The sequence below is a fragment of the Candidatus Berkiella aquae genome, assembly GCF_001431295.2.
Lineage (GTDB): Bacteria > Pseudomonadota > Gammaproteobacteria > Berkiellales > Berkiellaceae > Berkiella > Berkiella aquae.
The window spans coordinates 187,040-201,021 of sequence record NZ_LKAJ02000001.1 but is presented as its reverse complement, the minus strand read 5'-3'; the positions used below and the strand labels follow the sequence as shown (position 1 = coordinate 201,021).

General features: G+C 38.5%; 17 protein-coding genes. 5 read left to right on the top strand and 12 right to left on the bottom strand.

What is annotated here, in order from left to right; genetic code table 11:
* Window positions 1-6: 6 nt before the first annotated feature.
* The 6 genes from HT99x_RS00935 to HT99x_RS00910 form a co-directional block, all read right to left on the bottom strand.
* A complete protein-coding gene (locus HT99x_RS00935) occupies window positions 7-414 on the bottom strand; it encodes an HIT domain-containing protein (protein ID WP_075066602.1) in 408 nt (135 codons plus the stop codon).
* Window positions 404-1,192, bottom strand: coding sequence for a 3-deoxy-manno-octulosonate cytidylyltransferase (gene kdsB / locus HT99x_RS00930; RefSeq protein ID WP_075066603.1), 789 nt, complete (start codon window positions 1,190-1,192; stop codon window positions 404-406). Before kdsB ends, HT99x_RS00935 begins: the two co-directional genes overlap by 11 nt.
* Before the next feature lie 73 nt (window positions 1,193-1,265).
* A complete protein-coding gene (locus tag HT99x_RS00925; protein WP_075066604.1) occupies window positions 1,266-1,643 on the bottom strand; it encodes a YbgC/FadM family acyl-CoA thioesterase in 378 nt (125 codons plus the stop codon).
* Between the two features lie 8 nt (window positions 1,644-1,651).
* Window positions 1,652-1,879: a hypothetical protein gene (locus HT99x_RS00920; protein WP_075066605.1), complete on the bottom strand. Its 228-nt coding sequence runs from the start codon at window positions 1,877-1,879 to the stop codon at window positions 1,652-1,654.
* A 76-nt stretch (window positions 1,880-1,955) separates the two neighbouring features.
* Complete coding sequence (locus HT99x_RS00915) at window positions 1,956-2,978, bottom strand: hypothetical protein (protein ID WP_075066606.1); 1,023 nt, start codon at window positions 2,976-2,978, stop codon at window positions 1,956-1,958.
* The gene (locus HT99x_RS00910) at window positions 2,965-5,412 is read right to left on the bottom strand and encodes a hypothetical protein (protein ID WP_075066607.1); all 2,448 of its coding nucleotides are present in this window, start codon (window positions 5,410-5,412) and stop codon (window positions 2,965-2,967) included. Before HT99x_RS00910 ends, HT99x_RS00915 begins: the two co-directional genes overlap by 14 nt.
* Window positions 5,413-5,557: 145 nt before the next feature.
* Between HT99x_RS00910 and HT99x_RS00905 the strand changes: the two genes are divergently transcribed.
* Complete coding sequence (locus tag HT99x_RS00905; RefSeq protein ID WP_075066608.1) at window positions 5,558-6,184, top strand: S24 family peptidase; 627 nt, start codon at window positions 5,558-5,560, stop codon at window positions 6,182-6,184.
* On the opposite strand, the gene HT99x_RS00900 is transcribed toward HT99x_RS00905, so the two are convergent.
* From HT99x_RS00900 to HT99x_RS00890, 3 genes are all read right to left on the bottom strand, one after another.
* Window positions 6,181-6,471: a hypothetical protein gene (locus HT99x_RS00900; RefSeq protein WP_075066609.1), complete on the bottom strand. Its 291-nt coding sequence runs from the start codon at window positions 6,469-6,471 to the stop codon at window positions 6,181-6,183. The two genes, HT99x_RS00905 and HT99x_RS00900, sit on opposite strands and share 4 nt — an antisense overlap.
* A gap of 103 nt (window positions 6,472-6,574) precedes the next feature.
* Window positions 6,575-7,054: a nicotinamide-nucleotide amidohydrolase family protein gene (locus HT99x_RS00895; protein ID WP_075066610.1), complete on the bottom strand. Its 480-nt coding sequence runs from the start codon at window positions 7,052-7,054 to the stop codon at window positions 6,575-6,577.
* A gap of 11 nt (window positions 7,055-7,065) precedes the next feature.
* On the bottom strand, window positions 7,066-8,310 hold the full coding sequence (locus HT99x_RS00890; RefSeq protein WP_075066611.1) for an MFS transporter: 1,245 nt from the start codon (window positions 8,308-8,310) through the stop codon (window positions 7,066-7,068).
* A 329-nt stretch (window positions 8,311-8,639) separates the two neighbouring features.
* On the opposite strand from HT99x_RS00890, the gene HT99x_RS00885 reads away from it, so the two are divergent.
* Window positions 8,640-9,191 (top strand): YfiR/HmsC family protein, encoded by a 552-nt coding sequence (locus HT99x_RS00885; protein ID WP_075066612.1) that lies wholly within the window; start codon window positions 8,640-8,642, stop codon window positions 9,189-9,191.
* Window positions 9,192-9,356: 165 nt separating this feature from the next.
* Window positions 9,357-9,698 carry a hypothetical protein gene (locus tag HT99x_RS00880; protein ID WP_083482902.1) on the top strand — a complete coding sequence of 114 codons (342 nt, stop codon included), beginning with the start codon at window positions 9,357-9,359 and terminating at the stop codon, window positions 9,696-9,698.
* Window positions 9,699-9,722: 24 nt separating this feature from the next.
* Here the strand turns inward: HT99x_RS00880 and HT99x_RS00875 are convergent, their stop codons facing one another.
* Complete coding sequence (locus HT99x_RS00875) at window positions 9,723-9,899, bottom strand: hypothetical protein (RefSeq protein ID WP_158003392.1); 177 nt, start codon at window positions 9,897-9,899, stop codon at window positions 9,723-9,725.
* 572 nt (window positions 9,900-10,471) lie between these two features.
* On the opposite strand from HT99x_RS00875, the gene HT99x_RS00870 reads away from it, so the two are divergent.
* Window positions 10,472-11,683: a Ppx/GppA phosphatase family protein gene (locus HT99x_RS00870; RefSeq protein WP_075066613.1), complete on the top strand. Its 1,212-nt coding sequence runs from the start codon at window positions 10,472-10,474 to the stop codon at window positions 11,681-11,683.
* On the top strand, window positions 11,677-12,429 hold the full coding sequence (locus HT99x_RS00865; protein WP_259565059.1) for an HAD family hydrolase: 753 nt from the start codon (window positions 11,677-11,679) through the stop codon (window positions 12,427-12,429). The genes HT99x_RS00870 and HT99x_RS00865 overlap by 7 nt, the downstream gene beginning before the upstream one ends.
* Window positions 12,430-12,432: 3 nt before the next feature.
* Here HT99x_RS00865 and HT99x_RS00860 read toward each other — a convergent pair whose 3' ends face one another.
* Together HT99x_RS00860 and HT99x_RS00855 are read right to left on the bottom strand one after the other, a co-directional pair.
* A complete protein-coding gene (locus tag HT99x_RS00860; RefSeq protein WP_075067785.1) occupies window positions 12,433-13,440 on the bottom strand; it encodes a hypothetical protein in 1,008 nt (335 codons plus the stop codon).
* 13 nt (window positions 13,441-13,453) lie between these two features.
* Window positions 13,454-13,981 (bottom strand): GNAT family N-acetyltransferase, encoded by a 528-nt coding sequence (locus tag HT99x_RS00855; protein ID WP_075067786.1) that lies wholly within the window; start codon window positions 13,979-13,981, stop codon window positions 13,454-13,456.
* Window position 13,982 lies beyond the last annotated feature (1 nt).

The window sequence follows — 13,982 nt, the reverse complement described above, 5'->3', positions numbered from 1 at the left end:
GCTTACTTATCCTTGAAAAGCGGTGATCAATTGGGTAATACGATGTTGCTTTTCCTCTTCTTCATACGATGCCTCGATTTGGCTATTCCAGACTGGATTGGGCCAAGCCTTGTCAGATGAAAAACGTGCGATCACATGAATATGTAATTGTGAAACCATATTCCCTAAATTAGCGATGTTCAATTTGGTCGGTTGAAAAAGCTTGCGCATCACATGAGAGACTAATCGTATTTCTTTTAATAATTGTTCTTGATCGTTCAACGATAAATCAATGATTTCAGTCATATCTGCTTGTTTGGGAATTAAGATAATCCAAGGAAAAGCAGCATTATGGCTCAATCTTACCTGAGATAACGATAAGTCATAAACAAATGTTGAGTCTGCTGCTAATCGAGGATGCAATTCAAAGGTCATTGGCTTGACTCCTTCGTTGATGCCTTTTTAAAAAGGATTCGTAATCTGCACGAGTATCAATACCTGGTGTGGCATTGGCAACAATACCAGCCACAATGGAGTAACCGTGTTCTAAAATACGCAACTGCTCGAGCTTTTCTAACATTTCTAATCGCGTTTGCGGCAATTTAACATATTCTTGTAAGAAAGTCGGCGAATACGCATAAATCCCTAAATGCAGATAATAATCTTCAGGACGCTGTATCTGTCCATTTGCATCACGAGGATAAGGCACTAAGCTTCTTGAAAAATATAATGCTTGAAAACCAGGTCCTACTTTCGCTCCCAAAACGGCTTTAACACAATTGGGATCCAGTGGAGAGCCCGTGCCTTGGGTTAGATGTGAGGCAAAAGGCGTTACTAATGTCCCCATTGCAGCATCACTTGCTTGTGCTAATTGAATTAACAAGTCAATTTTTTCTGGCTCTAATTCAGGCTCATCACCTTGGACGTTAATAATCAGCTCTGCATTTTGCAAATGATTAGCCGCAACTTCGGCTAGCCTATCGGTACCTGTGGGATGGTCCGCAGAAGTCATCACCACATTGCCACCAAATTGTTTCACTGCTTGGAAAATGCGTTCATCATCGGTTGCAACTAGCACGCTTTGCGCTAATTTTGCTTTTTTTGCTTGCTCATAAGTATGGCGAATCAGAGGCCAACCGGTTTCATCTAACAACATTTTTTCAGGCAAGCGTGTAGATGCCCTTCTAGCCGGTATAACAATCGCAACGGTCATACAATGAATATCCTTCATCGATAAAATAGCCGATGATTATAAAAAATTTAATTTATTTTTGATATGGGGTTAATCAGCTAATTTTTTCTAAAATGGGGAAACGAGTGGGTTTACCATGTTCATTTAAAGAAACAACATAAGTCTTGGCATTGGCCATCACTTTGTCTTCAATCATGATCGTTTGCTCAAAAACATAGCGTATGGGACTGCTTTTCTCTATGTTAACGGTGACAGAAAAGATATCGCCGCTTTTAAGAGAACGTTTGTAATCGACTTCAACTCGTGTAGCGACTAAAACGATATTCTGTAAAAGCAGCGCTTTAAAATCCAGTCCGATTGAATGCAAATATTCATGTCTTGCATGTTCAAAATAATTAAGATAGACAGCATTGTTTACAATGCCTTGCATATCGCATTCATAATCACGGACTGATAACGTTATCTGGAACATATTAGGTTTTAATGTGGCGCTATTAACAAGTATTCAACCAAAGAACCACCTGCTTGACTCACCGCATCAGCAATTGTACTAGGATCACTTTGCCCGCTTAAAAGTCTGCCAACTAAAACGGCAACTTGCGGCGCCATGCCAGGATCCATAATATCAACAGCAACAAAAGTCAGACGATAACCATCACTAGCAGCACCATTTACCGCTAAACAATCTTGTTGATTTAGTGTTCTCATTAATAACTCCTTTTATCTTTTTCGTACCTGAAATGAAAGTCTAAGAGAAACTCGATTATTACATTCCTTTTTAGTGTCAGCAAGCGCCAAGCCATCCCCACAAACGTCTGGTTGGTGCAGGTTTAGGAGGAGGCTTTCCTGCAGGCTCTGGTGTGGTGAGATCAATAACCATATTCTGTAATCGTTTCCAAGTCAGCCAAAAAACGGTAATAGGATCCGGTGGTATCATCAACACAACATGCCTCGTTCGACTCGTTACGGGTGGTTGGGGAGCAAAGGCTTCTTTAGAAAAATGGCGCGTTACTCGATTGTTAAGCAGTACTTTTTTAAATTCAGGATATTTTTTTTGTAATAGCGGCAGCTTTCTTTCCAAATAGAGTCTATCTTCTTGGCAAAGCGGATAATTTTCAAAATAATGCATCCAATCATTAGCAATCGCCTGTCGCAGTCGTGGATGTAAATCGACATACCCTGATGATATCGGGAAATAACCACGACTATTGGTCAAATCTTTTAGAATAAATTGTGCAATTTTCCTCTGATAACTTCCTAAAGTAATAATCCGCGCTATCGGCAATGTCTTACACTTTGCAATAAATCCTGCAACATAAAGAAAATTTTGTTCACTTCCCCCTTGTCTGACAAGGCGATAACTGAAGTCTTTGTTTGAGAAAGGATCTTTTGCATGATGCACTAACTGATGTTGGCGGATTAACGCAATTAATACTTCTCGGTACCAAATAGCACTTTTACCTAATAATAAAAGATCGGATGGTTCAAGAGCCTGTAAAAAATTTTCATTCTCTAACATCGCTCTTTGTAAAAGAGTCAGCGATTTTTGCGTGCCTTTATCTAAGACCTTCCATTTTGACGGTGTCATATGGCTGATAACCCGCCATAATTCTTGCATATGCGTTGGCTCTAGTTTTTGCTTGAGCTTATCTTGGGTTGCGCTAATATACTTTTTATCCTGTCCTTTCGCTGTTCTTTGAAATCGATATAGATCGGCTAATAAATAATTAGCTGTCAACGCTGATTTTTTTAATACCCTAAAGAAATTTTTATCGATTTTTTGGCATAGCGCTTTAACGGCTGACACAAGCGTTTTTCCTTGTTAATTCTTTTATCGGTAATGTAGGTAAGAATTTCTTCAACTTATGTTGGTTTAACACAAATGTTTTTATTCGTTTATTTTTGGCTTGATATTGCGTCAGTAATTTTCCAGAATCTAATCCATCATTGCGGCAACTCGCTAAGAACTTTTCCATGTTAGCTGACCACGGCTTAGAAAATTCAGCGCTATTGCTAATCATTTGAGCAACATTAAAAAGAGCGTGCTGTTTTGATAGGTCATGATGGAGAAAAAATTCAATATCAACATCATTGAATGGTTTTTCTGGGTCGACTTTTTTATTAAGATTCGTCAGTATCCAAGTCAAACGCTTGCAAGCGACTCCGGGCAACAACTTACCTTTAACTGGTTCCGGTAAGAATCTTAATAAGCGAAAGGCACGACTAGATTGTCCTTGGTACGACTCAAAATACGCTTTTGCTAGATTATGTCTTGTCACCCGATGTTCTTTTTGCGCCTTGGCAAAATAGTAAATATCAGCGCCTTCTAATAATTCATAGCAACGTGCCAACTGAGTATTGGTTAGTCTTTCAAATCGATTACACTTTTGCTTATCGGCAAATGCTTGTTGCATAATATGATTAGCCCAATTAATCCGTGTTTGATTCTGATGATACCAATTCGAAATCAATTGCTTTTGAGCTTGCGACAAGCATTTTGCTTGAGCTGCATTTCTGTCAGGCAAGGTATTAAAAATCAACATTTGAATTTTTTGCAATAAAATGGTCGATTTTTCCTTAGCAACTTGCTCTATCGACTGCGTCAGCGCTTCAAGCGACATATCGCGCTTGCCACAAAGCAGCTTATGAATCTCTAATGCCTGTTTTGAAGGACCATTCACATCACCTAACTCTGCTAATAAGATCTGCCAACCTCTCATGACATCTTTACGTATAATGTGCCCTCCCCAAGGTTGGCTTAACATCAATTGATGTTGATTGCCATGTTTTTCCCTTAAAGAGAAATGCTCTAATCGCCGACACCAAAGATGCGTAATATTCGCTTGTGCTTCATAGTGCTCTACATCTTCTTTAGTACCATATTTTTCGATAAATTGCTTAATGTTATTATATTGGTTTGCCGGAAAGACGGGCCTCAACGCTTGGTGATAAACCGCTTTTTCAAGTAGCGTCAATTCTTCTTTAACACGCGAAGTGATATGTTTAATCATTCTTTTCACGGTCATTTGTAATTGCGTTTCGGTTTGACACAATTTTTTACTAATTACAGCCGTTTGACTTTTCAGTTGTGCATGACAGAATAAACGTTCCCACCAAGAATAATGCTGTAATTTTGCATCTAAGGTTTTTAAAGCTTGAAGATGACTCTCTATTTTTTCATTTAATAAAGAAAAATCATGGTAAGTAATATCCACAATGACTTGACTGAGTCGGTGGTAAATTAATTGATGTGAACGCTCAAGAAGATGCAGCGCTTCAACAACTTGATCTTGCTTAATGTTAAGATACCCATTGCGAGTCGCTTTGAAAGCATGATGCAATTTCTCTCCTAATAACCACCATAAAGGCAATAAGCCAACGGTATAAAATAAACCACTAGATAATAAAGCAAACCATTTCTCACTCAATATAATGACGGCGAGCGGACTACAAGTTTGTAACAGCAAAGCGTACGCCCCCAAACTCAATAGAAAATAGAGTAAATAACGGGCTTGCCATAACAATGGCAATAAAGGCCATTGCCCTATCTGTGATAAGGCTGGTTGCAATTGTTGTTGAAGGTGCAGAACCTGAGTTGAAAACCAGCCTGGGGGACTTGGTTTTAGCTTTAATGCTTCATTAACGTGGTGAGTGAATTGATAAATTTGTGTCAATGCTTTTTTAATGGCTTGTGGTTTGCGTACCGTTTTATAGCTGCGTTTAGGGATCACCGCAATCACATCTTGGTAAAGAATTTGTTTGTCATATCCTGCTTCGCATAATAAATCATAAATAATCAATCGACTGTCATCATCTAACGAAGCGATTGATATTTGAGTATTTCGTTTTGCATAGGCTTTTAAATCATCGACTTGTCTTGGCAAATGCAAGGCTTCACTCACTTTACAACGCAAATGTAACCCTTGATAAATCTCGTGCTTTAATGAATGCAACTTTTGCTGATTTTCATCGAGTGTTTGCTGTGAAAGATCGGCTTGTTGTTGTAAATATTCATAACGTTGTATTAGAGGGAGCACCGAATCTTCTAAAAGCGTTAATAGCTCTCTTGTTGATAAGTGGGCTAAGGAGCGAACCTCTTGCGTGAGCTGTTCAAGCCAAGGCTGTTTCTTTTGTTTTAAAGCCAAATTGATTGTGGTGACATATTGATTATAAAGCGAAAGCGTTAAATGATTATCGTCCTTGATACTTAATAACTTCAGTGCTGAATTGTTATCTTTCATGATTCCCTACTTAGAATGGTTATCCTGCTAACGTATATACTTTATGACCTTATAACAAATGCAATTTGCAGCATGTTAATTGGTTGTAAATCAATCCGCAACTCATTAGAATGTATGTATAAAACAAACTAAATTCAGATGTGCCATGTCCTTAGAAACACCAGAATCCAAATTAAAATCTAAAATCTGTGAACGTTTGAAACGAGCACGTCAAGAAGCAGGTTATTCTACTGCCAAATCTTTTTCAGAGCGGAATAACGTTAAAATATCGACGTATGCGCTACATGAAGCTGGCACTCGCAGTATGTCTTTTGAAATCATTGAGCATTATTCTCAGCTCTTAGATATCAATGCATCATGGTTATTAACCGGCATAGGGCCCAAGAGCGCTCAACACACAAGACGTGTACCCATTATTGACTGGAATGAAGTACCCCTCTTTCCCAAAGGCATTTTGCTTGAAACCAAACAATATACGTATTCAGATATCGATCTGAGTATGCGTGCTTTTGCGCTGGTAGTGCAAAATGATGCGATGGAGCCACGCTACCCACAAGGCACAATCATCATTGTTGATTGCGAACAAACGCCTGCTTCCGAAGATTATGCCATTGTTTTACCGGCCGATCAGAAAACGCCTCTGTTCACGCAACTGATTGCAACAGAGAACGAACTCTTTGCAAGATCCTTAAATCCTCTTTATGAAACACAGAACTTAGCACGAAATACCAAAAAAATTGGCAAAGTCGTGCAAGCAAAATTGGTTTGCTAAGTTTTCTTATAAGCGGATACTGCAAGCGCATCTTGGTGGCCTAATAAATAGCCTAATAAGTGCGCATCTTGAGCGGAAAACTGTCGAATATACTGTTGGCTGCGAGCAATCGTTGCCAACCTTTCTTTAAAAATAGTCCCCACTTTGTCTTTGATAATTACCATGGTGTTGGTCTTGTCTTCGTAGTGTGAAAGTAAATGCAGCGTCGGAGAAGGGTTTTTGCGCAGCCGGCATCTATGTAACCAACTCTTAATTAAGTCGATACCCGTAAATTTTAAACTCAACATTGCTTCATCCTCGCTGAATCAGAACTTCTTGTTCCCTGAAAAAAGCAGCGAATTTAACTCTATTCCGCAAAAAATAAAAGTGTAAGTGCAAATCTGAAGCTTGTCATTTCAATAGCGCTAAACATTTTTCTAAGGCCAGAAAAATAGTCTGTTCACGGATCTGCTGACGATTGCCTTGTAAGGAAAGCGGGATCGCCTGGGTTGTAAAAGAGGGACCTGCCAATCCAAGCCATATCGTACCAACCGGCTTTTCAGGCGTGCCGCCACCAGGACCTGCAACCCCTGTGACGGAAATACTTACATCGGCATGGCTATGCATTAAAGCGCCTTGTGCCATTGCTAAAGCAACCGCTTCACTCACTGCACCATGCAGGGTTAAAAGGTTGGCTTCAATACCTAATAATTCTTGCTTAGATTCGTTACTGTAAGTCACAAAACCTCGTTCAAACCAATCAGAGCAACCTTCAATCTGGGTAATCGCAAAAGCAATGCCACCGCCAGTACAAGACTCAGCGGTGACTAATTTATATTCCTTTTCCTTTAATCGGCTACCAAGCTTGCGTGCCAGGTGTTCAATTGCCATTCAATCTCCTTTTACGCAGGAATGACTTTGCGTTTCTTCGCCATTGAAGCTAACAACATATAACCCATGCTTGCTAATATTAACCCTGCGGGGATCACCATCAAGCCTTGGGTATAAGCACTCGCATCATAGTAAGGCACGCCTTCGGCATTAAAACGCCCTTCCCAACGCGCTGACATGATTTTTCCAATCGCACTATGAAAAACGTAACCAAATGTCATGATGATCATGTTGGCGCACGCTGTTGTTAAACCAACCAGTCGTTCTCCAACAAAAGTACTGGCTAAATAAATGGCTAAAATTTGATAAGCACAGAATACGCCGACAATAACAAATAAAGCAGCTAACCAGGTAACAGGGACATCACCTGTTAACAACCAAATGAATGCCGCTCCCATCACTAAACCACTAATAATAATAAAACCATAATAGGCTTTTGTTTTAGCGGTTACCCAGCTCAAAATGGGTGAACCAAAACACATGCCTAGGAAGATCAAAGAAGGTAATGATGCAGCCACTTGCTCGCTCAAATGATAGGCTGACTTGAGATACTCTTTACCCCAGACATCGGCAAAGCCTTCCAACGGCCCAACCATCAACCCGGCCAAGAAACACACTAACATGATTTGTGGATTAGAAAGCACTGCTTTAACGCTCGCCAACCAACTTTCTTGTGTTTTGTCGATAGGCTGAGAAGGGACGATAAAGAACGTTGCTACCGCCATGACAATGCCCAATAAAATAATGACCTGCAAAACGCTTTCCCAACCAAACAAATGCATTAATGCATTAACGGGTTGGCCACCATAAATGGCTCCTAGCAAACCAATAGTCACTGAAAATCCGAGAAACAGCGTAAAGCGCTCTTCTGGAAATGACATACGGATAATTTTAAAAACACCTAAAATAGCAGCAGATGATCCCATACCGATGATTAATCGACCCAAAGCGGGATAAATCCAATGTTGCGCAAATAACAATGGCAATAATCCCATCACGGTTAAAATCATACAAACGGGTAGCACTCGTTTAGGGCCATACCTATCTAACATGATACCCACAGGAATATGCATGCCCGCGTAGCCTATGTAATAAAGTCCTGAATATTGACCAAAAATGGCGGCATCAATATGAAATTTCTCAAGAATATCAACCATCATAATATTGGGCAGGACACGCAAAATATATTGATAGGCATAAAAGAATGAGGCCAAAAGCCACATTGACCAAATTGTAACTGAACTTCTTTGCTGCATAGCACTATCCCGGACTAAACCAAATTAAGTTAAATATTAAAGTTAAAAGCACAGATATTAAATAGGGTGATGATTCTTAGCAGCTTAAGCCGCTAAGCAGGAGAAGAGATAGATTTAAGTGAAGGTTCTTAGTTTTCATAACTTTTTTACCTTAACAATTTCTTTAGGCAAAAACAAGCATAAATGAACAAGTCAGTTATTGAAATACAATAGCATCATCATAACGACGTAAGGTTACAAAAGTATGATTAAGGAAGAATTGGCAGCATCAAGATGTTGAATTACACTATTCACCTATCCATGAGCATCAACTTAGGAACTCAGTCGTGATGATAACCTTGCGAAAAATATTCTTCCTGTTGCTGACCGTTATTTCCTTCAATGGTTATTGTTTAACTAATGAAGTCATCTCTCAAGAAAAAGCCAAACTAATTAAATTCATCATCAATAAGACAAGTTGGCCATCAGGCTCAATTCCAAAAGATCGATTCACGATCTGTCTATTAGGTGAACCTGAAAATGCCAAAATACTTCAGCAAGCATTTTCTAAAACACAAATCAAAAATCGTTCTTTGCTTGTAAAAGCACTTAACAAGAATGAAAAAGCCTTTCCTTCTTGTCAAATACTTTATATTACTGAAGCAGAAATGGAACCCAATGAACAAAAACAACTGATTGATCAATATGCTAAGTATCCTCTACTGCTCTTAAGCGATATGGAACATTTTGCACACAATGGTGGCTCCATGAATTTTGTTATTTTACAAAAAGCGGTAGCATTGACCGTTAATATGGAAAGCTTAAACAAAGCAAAACTAAGTTTTGATCTGAAAGAACTTGATCAAGTCATCGTTGTACCTGATAACGATGATCTAAAATAAATCACTCTTCACATCCACCCATGTTTTTTCAAGAAACATGGGTGAAATATCTCGACTTCATCACAAAAATGACTAAATAGGTATATACACATCTATAAGTGATAGGTTTAAACCAAGCTGCCGATAACAGTTTATTAGCTTTCACCGAATGATGTGGGTATTGGTATGAGAGGTCGTATTTGTATTTCTGCTATCTTGTCAGGGGTGCTGTTAACGCTTGCTCCCATCATCTCACATAGTCAAAATTATCTTGGTGAACCAAACTATCCTACACAATTAACCAATGATGAAGTACGTGAATTAATGATCCAAATGAGCATCCGAGGTTATCGCGGTAAGTGTGCATGTCCTTACAGTCCTGATGCAATAGGCGGCATTTGTGGAACAGAAAGCGCTTACTATCGACCGGGGGGATTTAAAATATATTGCTTCTATCGCGATATTTCTTCTGAAGAAGTTTATTTCTGGAAGTTAAAATATGCGACGCCTAGAGCTCGTATTTTCTAGATGTGCAGCTACACTGCAATAAGATTAATCTTCTTTACGTTGTTGGCAACCACTACATTCTTTTGAAAGATTGACTTCAATATACCAATCCAGTTCTTCATCCCAATATTTAACAAGGAAACGTTGCTGACATTGACTGCATTCAGTCCAACAATCATCAGGTAACGCTGTCGTGCAATTATCCATATATTGAATGTCCATTATCCCCCCACTTTTTATATTTTAAAGATGGCGGCAAGTTTATACGCAATTAAATTGAATTGGAATCATTGACACTACGAAATATTTCAAGCGCTCTATGTTATTCAGCGTTATGCTTAATGACTAATTCAATTTGCTTAAATACACGTTCTGTTACGTGTGAATCATTTTGCACTCACCTTTTTAAAAACTAGTTTTTTTATTTACAACTTCTTAAAAAATATCTGTCACATTTTATGAATACAAATTGTATTAACGTGTGAAGGTTTTCACTGAGAGTATTCATCTGTTAATTAAAAGCAATAATGACAATTACACTGAAATTACCAAGGAAGTGCGACTTAACTTTATCTGCATTCGAACAACAAGAAAATATTCATTTTCATTGTGATATTAAGCCATGAGATTAAAAACTGATTTCGATAAATATTTTGATTAACCATTTCATAGATCTCACATGAAAAAAACAATAAATGGGGGTATTTACAGGTAATTATTTTACTAGTTGAATAGATTTCTTTAATTTGTTACTCTGCCCTAGCACAAGCTCACGACTCTTTAAGGAAAGTAAAATGGATATGCTTGCTTCAAATCCCGAAACATTTGCAATGGATGCTTCACAATTCTTATCTCCCACTTTTTCAACATTTATACCAACACTTCCCTCAACTCAGGAGACCTCTAATAGTATAGTTGCGTGCGCTGCCTATGATATAGGTTCAGGCGCGACAAAATATATGGGAGCCCTTATCAATGTTGGCAACATGACCATTGAGCAAATTTTTAGCCAAGGTTCCTTTAATGTGCCTTATCGAGAAGATTTACATCAATCTAGCAACAATCAATTTTCAGATTTAATTCAAGAAATGGGATTGCAAGCACTAACGCAAGCGCACCTACAAATTGAACAAGATTATGTCGGACAAAATCTGTCAGGATATGGAGAAATACAGCACTTTGCAGTTGCTACCGCTGCTTTTCGTGCAGCCGATAATGGTACATTTGTCGCTGAAAATTTTAGCGATAAATTAGAAATGCCTATTAATATTATTTCACAAGAAGAAGAAGGCAAACTCGCTTATTATAGCGCTCTTAGCAAAATACCAAACAATGATACCTTACCGATCGTTTGGGATATTGGTGGCGGTAGCATGCAGCTAACCTTTAAAGATAGTTCTGATACCTTCCATATTATGGAAGGCGAAATGGCTTCACAAACATTTCAAGCTTTGGTCACAACTCACATCAAAGGTGCAGAAGATGGTAGCGCCTCTCCCAATCCATTGAACGCAGCAAATGTCGATGCCGCTATTGAATTAGCCAAAGCACATTTGCAATTTGATATCACCAGCACTGAGATCATTAGCAATCAAATTAAGCAAGAAACACCTATTTTTGCTGTTGGTACAGTGCACAATATGGTTATTAGCCCTTTGTGCCATTTAGCAGGTATTGAATCTAATGCTGACCACTATACGAAATCGGATCTTCGTTTAGCAATTGAATTGCTTACTGATAAAACCGATCACGATATCGTACAACTTAATCATCTTCCTACCCTTTCTCTTGCGAAGAATCAATTGACGAATTTAATTTTAGTTTATGCAATGATGGATTTGATGGGCATTGAACAAGTTCAAACCATGAAAGTTTCCAATGTTGAAGGCTTAATGGTTATGAATGCAACACCACCTAAACTACCTATTGCATCACCCATTTTTGCCCTGGATGAACTTGATTTGATTCATTCGTCGAGCTATAGACATTTTGACATTAAATGTTAACGAGATTTTTCAACCTGCTTGGTATTGCGTTATTGGCGGTGAGTTTAACCGCCAATGCCGCCTATCAGGCTCTCATCTTTGATTGTGATGGTGTTTTAGTCGATACCGAGCAATTAAAATTTCAAGCATGGCAACAAGCGCTTAATCATATCGCTATTGATTTTCAAGAAGCGGATTACCTTCCTTTAGTAGGATTTGATTCAGCTTATATTGCCAAAGCCATTCGTTTACAAAAACAAACTGCTTTTGATCAAAAGAAAATTATTAACAACAAACAACATATTTACCATCAGCTGCAAAAACAAGGCGTTGTTGCTTTACCTGATGCAGTCGCATTTTTAAAATTAGCCATCTCTAAAAAGCAGGAGTTGAATCTTAAAGTTGCCATTGCTTCTTCTGCTTCTCAAAAAGAGATTTTAGAGAACCTTAGACAACTTGATATAAATCCCAAAGAACTTGATCATATTATTTCGGGCAGTGATGATCTTCGCCATATTCATGACCCAGAAGGTGTTAATAAACCTAAGCCTTATATCTATCAGCGTTGTGCACAAGCTTTAAACGTTCCTCCGAAACTTTGTCTTGTTTTTGAAGATAGTCATGCAGGTGTCGTCGCTGCAGATCGTGCTGGCATGAACGTGATTGCAATACCCAATCGCTATACAATGCACCAAGATTTTTCAATGGCAAAGAAAATCGTCACCTTCAATGAAATCGATTTATTCGCTATTCAAGCGCTTGTCTAATCATTAGGTATTTTTAAAATGCGCTCTGGGTGTTTCATCTGCATCCGCGATAAATTCTGCTGCTGGCGGACAAAACAACATTCCAGAAAATGCCCACGTTAATGCACTCTTGAGACATTTCAGCGGTCCACATTCACACTCAGATTCTGTGATCTCAAGAGAAATACGGTGATGCTCATCACAATTCACCCCTACTGCTTCAGCGGCATGAATGGTGATCATCGTTTCTGATGGTGATTCATAAAGCCGTCTGGGTGCCAAGGTTGGTGCAGAGGCACTCGTTAAAAGCGGCAGCGGATTATTGATATTCCTTCTTACAGGCGCCAAGGTTGGTGCAGAGGTGCTAGTTGGGAATAGTAAAGGTAAAGCCTGATTATCGAGATAAAACAATTCTGCTGGTGCTGATGTTCCTCTAGAGCGAGATATTGGTTGATCATGAACATTCAAATGAATTTTCATGACCGATGCAAATGATGAAAGATGACTGCTCAAATATTGCTTTGTCTCATTATCCAGAATATCACAATCAATAAAAAGTGCGTTTAGTGATGCATGCCAGAGGGCAGTTACTAATGTCACTGCTTGCAAATACTGCATCGAGCGATAATCAATGACTAATGTATGTTGGTCCTTGTAAACCCCTGAGATTAAATGATCATAAATATCATTTATCTCCTTTTTTGATAAGGCATCCTTTGAGAAAAATACAAGAAACTGTTCGCCCAAATCTAATTTCATTTTTGAGGGATGAACGTTTAATTTTGCAACATCAAAAATAGCTTTTGCAGTTTCATAGGATGTTCTCCCAATATATACCTCTAGTTCTTTACAATTGATTGTCTGGAGAAATTGGTGAAATGCGTTAATAGCATTAGGACGAATGGTATTACAGTGAATTTCAATCGAGGCTCTGCTTGAGAAAGACTCTTGATTAAGGCTAACAACATCCAAGAGGGTAAGTTCATCACTTTTACAAAGAATGGATGAATCTGCTTGATGAGTTATGTACATTCAAGTTCCTCTTTTATGGCTTGGAAGAAAACCTAAAAATGATTTTTTCACTATTTTGTAGGTGTGATACTACCTGATGTGATTCTTTGTAATCATCGGTATATTGCTGAATACATTTTTGCCAAAATTGATAAGCCCCAATATTACTTGGGATCACCATCACTTCCCAATTACCCTTATATTGTTCAAAACAAAAATGAGCAATATATTTGCCGAGCCCCAATCCCTTAAACCGACGCAGAATATAAAACTGTGCCATATTAAAGTCGGTTGTCGCATGAAATCCTTTTTTATCAATAATAACAAAGCCTGCCAATTCATTGTTGTATCGTATGAAGTATGGCCAGGCGTGCTCAGTCTGCCAGTATTTCTTAAAATCAATACACTCATAAAGCCCGTTATCGGGCATGCTCCATCCGTCATCATGAATGTATTCGCTCATATCATAAACATAAAATCGTCCCATATTTTGCATCGTTGGGTAATCTTCCAACGATGCAGCAACGAGTTTACATTGTGTAAGCACAATTTCATGCTTCATA